The sequence below is a fragment of the Klebsiella sp. 2019SCSN059 genome (assembly GCF_021739525.1).
Lineage (GTDB): Bacteria > Pseudomonadota > Gammaproteobacteria > Enterobacterales > Enterobacteriaceae > Klebsiella > Klebsiella quasipneumoniae.
In genome coordinates this window covers 1-1,673 of record NZ_JAKKOM010000099.1, presented here as the reverse complement: position 1 = coordinate 1,673, position 1,673 = coordinate 1, and the positions used below count along the sequence as shown (strand labels likewise).

Annotated in this window: 2 protein-coding genes; both read left to right on the top strand. The window is 50.3% G+C overall.

The annotated features are described in order from the left end of the window. Nucleotides 1-92 precede the first annotated feature (92 nt). Entirely contained in the window at nt 93-566 is a 474-nt protein-coding gene (gene dfrA27, locus L2I46_RS29020; protein ID WP_001749985.1) for a trimethoprim-resistant dihydrofolate reductase DfrA27, read from the top strand. 180 nt (nt 567-746) lie between these two features. Continuing rightward, nucleotides 747-1,592, top strand: a complete 846-nt coding sequence (locus L2I46_RS29015) for an ANT(3'')-Ia family aminoglycoside nucleotidyltransferase AadA16 (RefSeq protein ID WP_001749984.1) — start codon at nt 747-749, stop codon at nt 1,590-1,592. Nucleotides 1,593-1,673: the final 81 nt, after the last annotated feature.

Genomic DNA, 1,673 nt, shown 5'->3' with positions numbered 1-1,673 from the left:
TCCGCGCCTGTTGCGCATGGCTTCGCCATTTTATGCGCAATAGGCGCGCCACCCTGTCGCCGTTTATGGCGGCGTTAACCCAAAGGAGTATCGTGAAAATATCACTAATGGCTGCAAAAGCAAGAAATGGGGTTATTGGCTGCGGCTCGGATATCCCGTGGAACGCTAAAGGTGAGCAGCTGCTTTTTAAAGCAATAACTTACAATCAATGGCTCTTAGTCGGCCGTAAAACATTTGAGGCAATGGGGGCTCTCCCAAATAGAAAGTATGCAGTTGTCAGCCGCTCAGGATCGGTAGCTACTAACGATGATGTGGTTGTGTTTCCATCTATAGAAGCAGCAATGAGGGAGCTAAAGACTCTTACGAACCATGTTGTTGTTTCTGGTGGTGGAGAGATCTACAAGAGTCTGATCGCCCATGCCGACACGCTACATATCTCGACAATAGATTCCGAGCCAGAGGGCAATGTTTTCTTTCCGGAAATCCCCAAAGAGTTCAATGTGGTGTTCGAGCAGGAATTTCATTCAAATATAAATTATCGCTATCAAATCTGGCAAAGGGGTTAACCATCCAAGCCATCGGACACATTTTGCTTCGCTGCGCTCAAAACGCAAAATGTGCCGCTGCTTAGCGGCGTTAGATGCACTAAGCACATAATTGCTCACAGCCAAACTATCAGGTCAAGTCTGCTTTTATTATTTTTAAGCGTGCATAATAAGCCCTACACAAATTGGGAGTTAGACATCATGAGCAACGCAGTGCCCGCCGAGATTTCGGTACAGCTATCACAGGCACTCAACGTCATCGAGCATCATCTGGGATCGACGTTGCTGGCCGTGCATTTGTACGGCTCTGCACTCGACGGTGGCCTGAAGCCATGCAGTGATATTGATTTGCTGGTTACTGTGACTGCACAGCTCGATGAGACTGTGCGGCAGGCTCTGTTCGTAGATTTCCTGGAAGTTTCCGCTTCTCCCGGCCAAAGTGAAGCTCTCCGTGCCTTGGAAGTTACCATCGTCGTGTACGGCGATGTTGTTCCTTGGCGTTATCCAGCCAGACGGGAACTGCAATTCGGGGAGTGGCAGCGCAAGGACATTCTTGCGGGCATCTTCGAGCCCGCGACAACCGATGTTGATCTGGCTATTCTGCTAACTAAAGCAAGGCAACACAGCCTTGCCTTGGCAGGTTCGGCCGCGGAAGATTTCTTCAACTCAGTCCCGGAAAGCGATCTATTCAAAGCACTGGCCGACACCTTGAAACTATGGAACTCACAACCGGATTGGGCAGGCGACGAGCGGAATGTAGTGCTTACTTTGTCTCGCATTTGGTACAGCGCAGCAACCGGCAAGATCGCGCCGAAGGATGTAGCTGCCAACTGGGTAATGGAACGCCTGCCCGTCCAACATCAGCCCGTGCTGCTTGAAGCCCAGCAGGCTTACCTTGGACAAGGGATGGATTGCTTGGCCTCACGCGCTGATCAGTTGACTGCGTTCATTTACTTTGTGAAGCACGAAGCCGCCAGTCTGCTCGGCTCCACGCCAATGATGTCTAACAGTTCATTCAAGCCGACGCCGCTTCGCGGCGCAGCTTAATTCAGGCGTTAGATGCACTAAGCACATAATTGCTCACAGCCAAACTATCAGGTCAAGTCTGCTTTTATTATTTTTAAGCGT

Excerpts from the sequence above, each read along its gene's own strand:
- L2I46_RS29015 (WP_001749984.1), top strand. The coding sequence starts at position 747 with ATGAGCAACGCAGTGCCCGCCGAGATTTCGGTACAGCTATCACAGGCA.